Raw genomic sequence first — 4,365 nt, forward strand, 5'->3', positions numbered from 1 at the left:
CGTGGTCCCGCAGCCGGCCCGCCATCCCGCACTCCGCGCAGATCGGGTCCAGTGCGACCGGGGCACAGAACAAGTGCGTGAGCTCGCCGGCCACGGCGGCGTCGGTGATGGTCACACCGAGTTCGACGGTGCGGCAGATGGTGTCGGCAAGCAGGCTGGCGGTAGCGTTCAAAGCGGGTCCTGGGTGGTTCTGGGTGCAGGTGTAGGAACCGCAATCCTCACACCCCCAGGACCCCCAAATTCTCCGCCACGCCCCGCCTCACGGAACCCCAGCTACGCACTCCGGAACCGGAAGGGCCCGATATGGTGGGGCCATGCCAGGGGTGTTCGATCGGTTGGCCGGTCAGTCCGACGTCGTGGCGGAGCTGACCGCCGCGGCGTCGGCGGCGCGTGCGCGGGTGCCGGGCCAGGGGTGGGACGAGTCGGACGCGCGGATGGTCCACGCGTGGCTGTTCACCGGTCCACCGGGGAGCGGACGGAGCGTCGCCGCCACGTGTTTCGCCGCCGCGTTGCAGTGCGAACACCCGGAGATCGTGGGCTGTGGCGAGTGCCGGTCCTGCCACACCGTGCTGGCGGGGACCCACGCGGATGTCCACCTCCTGGCTCCGCAGGGCGTCAACATCCTTCTCAAGGACGTCAAGGAGACCATCCACCGCGCCGCCAGCCGCCCCAGCACCGGTCGCTGGCAGATCGTGGTGGTGGAGGAGGCGGACCGGCTCACCGAGCAGTCCGGCAACGCGCTGCTCAAGGTGGTGGAGGAGCCGCCGAGCCGCACGGTGTTCCTGCTGTGCTCGCCCACGACGGACCCCATGGACATCATGGTCACCCTGCGGTCCAGGTCGAGGAACGTCGCGCTTCGTCAGCCGGACGCCACCGCGGTCGAGAGCGCGCTCCTCGCCGGCGGGGGGATCGACCCCGAGCGGGCGCGGTGGGCTGCGGCGGTCTCCTCCGGACACATCGGCCGCGCCCGGTGGTTGGCCACCGACGAGGCCACCCGGGATCGCCGGGACGTGGTGTTGGAGCTGCCCATGGTCATGCACAACCCCGGCCGGGCGTTCCCGCTGGCGGACCGTCTGGTCAGCGCCGCAGAGCAGGAGGCGCTCGCCCGAAATTCCCAGAACGACGAGCGTGAGGTGGAGGAACTGCGCACCGCGATGGGTGTGGGCGGCACCGGAAAAGGTGCGGTGGCGGCGGGTCGCGGCGCCGCGGGCGCGGTGAAGGAGCTGGAGAAGGCGCAGAAGTCGCGGCGGACCCGCTCCACCCGTGATTCGCTGGACCTGGCGCTGGTCGACCTGGCGGGCTTCTACCGGGACGCGCTCATGGCCGGCCTCGGAGTGGCGGACGTCGCCCCGGTTCACCCGGACAAGGCGGAGGAGTCGGCGCGCCTCGGGGGGCACTATCCGCCGGCGTCGGTGCTGAGGGCCATCGAGGCTATCCAGGAGTGTCGCGCCGCCATCGAGGTCAACGTGAAGCCGAAGTTTGCCGTGTCCGCGATGGTGGGGGCGATACGCGAGGCGCTGGGTTGACGGAGCAGAGTTGATGTACCAGGGTCGATGTACCAGGGTGGAGGCCACCCGCACCCGGGGTACCGGTCGTTTTCCGGCGGCGAGAGCCGGTCGTATATAGTTGCGTCGCCCCACAAGGGCTCGCCGCGTTAGCTCAGTCGGTAGAGCATTTCACTCGTAATGAAAAGGTCGTCGGTTCGATTCCGACACGCGGCTCAGATGGAAGAACGCCCCTGATCTCGGGAAACCGAGGGCGGGGGCGTTCTGCGTCGGAGCCCCAGTCATGTCGCGGTAGGGAGTTCCCGACTGTCCGGTCTGGGTAGACCAGGTCTCCTCAGGGCTTTCGCGCCAGAAAGCTCAGCAGCGCAGTTCCACGCGAGCGTGGCGAACGAACCAACTCTCCCACTGCTCTGGTGTCCACCCTCGTTCACGCGTCAGTCTCAACCACACGGATCTGCCGGTGAGCATCCACATCGCGTCGACGACCGCGTCGGGGGGAGGAGATCCGAGGATGAGCCCGGAGGCCCACCGCACCTCGTCCCAACGGGTGCGTTCCCGTTCTGCGAGTCGCCCCGCGGCGACGTCGTCGACGACGGCGGCCTCGTCGAGAACGTACTGGATGGCGGCCGATCGTTCGTGCGCCCCGCGCAGCCATCTCGCGCCGGCGGCCAGGCGGTCCTCGACAGCTCCCTCGCCCATCTTGACGTAGTCCGGCAACTCGCGGACGGGGGAGTTCGCGCCATCAGACGACGACAGATCAATGCAGGTGTCGAGAAGGGTGAGCTTCCCGTCGAACTGCTGGTAGACGGTCTGCCGGGTGAGGCCTGCGGCGGAGGCGACGTCGGACATCGTCGTGGCCACCCATCCCCGTTCGATGAACATCTCCCGCGCGACGTCCACCACTGCCGCCCGGTTGAGGCGAGCCCGCTCCGCACGGAGCTCCGACGAGTAGGTCCTGGCCATGATCCGAGTCTAGACAGAATTGAGTTTACGATGTGTAATGTCAATTATGGATTCAGGATTCGTCGATACGCGGCTCGGCCGGCTCCACGTCGATGTGGTCGGCGAGGGCCCGCCACTCGTGCTGTGGCACAGCATGTTCGTCGACTCGACGAGCTGGAACCGACTCGTGCCGCTGCTGAAGGGCGCCCATCGTCTCCACCTGATCGACGCACCGTCCTGCGGGAGAAGTGACCCGTTGCGCGAGGCGACGGACATCTCCGCATGTGCGGACGCCGCGATCGAGGTGCTGGAGCATGTCCGGGGGTCGTCCGGGCAGGACGGGGTCGACTGGCTCGGCAATGCGTGGGGTGGTCACGTCGGTATGGAGGTGGCCGCTCGCAGGCCCGACCTGATCCGCAGTCTCGTCGCCGTCAGCGCGCCGACTCGCCCGATTAATCGACTCCTCCGCCGCAAGGTCCGGATGCTGGTCCCGCTCTACCGGCTGATCGGGCCCCGCGGGCCGGTGAGGTCCGCGATCGAGGAGACCATCTTCACCGACCGCACCCGCGCGCACGATCCCGAGGCCGTCGAGGTGTTGCGTGGTGCGCTCGACCGGGCGGGGCGCACGGCGACGATTCGGGCCATCGAGACCGCGATCCTCAATCGTGTCGACCTGCTCTCGGCGGCACTGGAGGTGACGTGCCCGGTCCTGTTCGTCACCACCGACGACCGCGGCGAGTGGACGCCGGAGCAGGCCCGCGCGGTCGCCGCCGAGATGATCGACGCACGCGAGTCGACGGTGTCCGGGGCGCGGGTGATACCCGCGCTCGAACAGCCCGAGTCAACCTTCCTCGCCCTGGGCGAGTTCTGGGCGGGGCTGGATCGCCGCTGATGCGCGAGGTGTTCGGCCATCCTGGGGTTTCCCCGGTGGGGGACCGCCGAACCCATCGGAGCACGGCTCTGCCGATATGGCGAACACTGGCGGTGACGACGACCGCTCGCTACAGTCGAGTAACGGATTACGTAGTTAGATAGCGCGAATTGGCGTCCCCTCGACCGAAGGATCCCTGATGACTACCTCCCCTCTGCTCGTCGAGCGAGCCGACCACATCGAGACGTGGACACTCAACCTGCCGGATTCCCGGAACCCCATCTCCGATCCTGCGATCGTCGACGCCCTGTGTGACCGGGTCGCAGCGGTCAATGCCGACCATGACGTCCGGGCCGTCGTGCTCACCGGCGCCGGCTCGGCGTTCTCCGCCGGCGGCAACGTCAAGGACATGGTCGACAAGGCGGGGATGTTCGGGGGTAGCCCGTACGAGCTCCGTAACGGCTACCGGGGAGGGATCCAGCGGATCCCCCGCGCGCTGTATCACTGCGAGGTGCCGGTGGTCGCGGCCGTCAACGGCCCCGCGGTGGGCGCGGGTTGTGACCTGGCGGTGATGTGCGACCTGCGGGTGGCCTCGACCAAGGCGTGGTTCGCCGAGAGTTTCGTCCAGCTGGGGATCATCCCGGGCGACGGCGGCGCATGGCTGCTGACCAAGGCCATCGGCCCGGCCCGGGCGGCCGAGATGGCGCTCACCGGAGATCGCGTCAAGGCCGAGCAGGCCGCCGCGTGGGGGCTGGTCAACGAGGTCGTGGAGCCCGAGAACCTGCTGGAGGCGGCCCACGCCCTCGCCGCACGGGTGGCCAAGAACCCGCCGCACGCGGTGCGGATGGCCAAGAAGCTGCTCCGCGAGTCACAGCACCAGTCGCTCGAGTCGCTGCTCGAGCTCTCGGCGGCGATGCAGGCGCTCGCGCACCACACCGCCGATCACCGCGAGGCGCTCGCGGCGTTCGGGGAGAAGCGCGCAGGGGAGTACACGGGGCGCTGACCCGTCCCCGGGGCCACGCGGGGCGCTGATCCGCCCCCCGGGAC

The 4,365-nt window shown here is 69.1% G+C and carries 4 protein-coding genes, 1 tRNA gene and 1 pseudogene; 4 read left to right on the top strand and 2 right to left on the bottom strand.

All coding sequences use genetic code 11. From position 1 onward, the window contains the following. A pseudogene (locus G6018_RS17210) lies at positions 1–172 on the bottom strand (ISL3 family transposase); the annotation flags it as partial. 142 nt (positions 173–314) lie between these two features. Here G6018_RS17210 and G6018_RS00160 point away from each other — a divergent pair. Both G6018_RS00160 and G6018_RS00165 read left to right on the top strand, forming a co-directional pair. Further along, on the top strand, positions 315–1,526 hold the full coding sequence (locus G6018_RS00160; RefSeq protein WP_182609909.1) for a DNA polymerase III subunit delta': 1,212 nt from the start codon (positions 315–317) through the stop codon (positions 1,524–1,526). 122 nt (positions 1,527–1,648) lie between these two features. Continuing rightward, positions 1,649–1,721: transfer RNA gene (locus G6018_RS00165), tRNA-Thr, on the top strand. 141 nt (positions 1,722–1,862) lie between these two features. Here G6018_RS00165 and G6018_RS00170 read toward each other — a convergent pair. Further along, on the bottom strand, positions 1,863–2,468 hold the full coding sequence (locus tag G6018_RS00170; RefSeq protein WP_182609910.1) for a TetR/AcrR family transcriptional regulator: 606 nt from the start codon (positions 2,466–2,468) through the stop codon (positions 1,863–1,865). Positions 2,469–2,514: 46 nt separating this feature from the next. On the opposite strand from G6018_RS00170, the gene G6018_RS00175 reads away from it, so the two are divergent. Next, a complete protein-coding gene (locus G6018_RS00175) occupies positions 2,515–3,339 on the top strand; it encodes an alpha/beta hydrolase (RefSeq protein ID WP_182609911.1) in 825 nt (274 codons plus the stop codon). A 178-nt stretch (positions 3,340–3,517) separates the two neighbouring features. Next, positions 3,518–4,321, top strand: a complete 804-nt coding sequence (locus tag G6018_RS00180; RefSeq protein WP_179524444.1) for a crotonase/enoyl-CoA hydratase family protein — start codon at positions 3,518–3,520, stop codon at positions 4,319–4,321. Positions 4,322–4,365: the final 44 nt, after the last annotated feature.

The sequence above is a fragment of the Dietzia sp. DQ11-44 genome, from assembly GCF_014145205.1.
In the GTDB taxonomy this organism is placed as follows: Bacteria; Actinomycetota; Actinomycetes; order Mycobacteriales; family Mycobacteriaceae; genus Dietzia; species Dietzia natronolimnaea.

What these genes read in the sequence shown, in the direction of transcription:
- G6018_RS00160 (WP_182609909.1), top strand. Translation starts at nt 315, where the DNA reads ATGCCAGGGGTGTTCGATCGGTTGGCCGGTCAGTCCGACGTCGTGGCG.
- G6018_RS00170 (WP_182609910.1), bottom strand. Translation starts at nt 2,468, where the DNA reads ATGGCCAGGACCTACTCGTCGGAGCTCCGTGCGGAGCGGGCTCGCCTC.
- G6018_RS00175 (WP_182609911.1), top strand. Translation starts at nt 2,515, where the DNA reads ATGGATTCAGGATTCGTCGATACGCGGCTCGGCCGGCTCCACGTCGAT.
- G6018_RS00180 (WP_179524444.1), top strand. Translation starts at nt 3,518, where the DNA reads ATGACTACCTCCCCTCTGCTCGTCGAGCGAGCCGACCACATCGAGACG.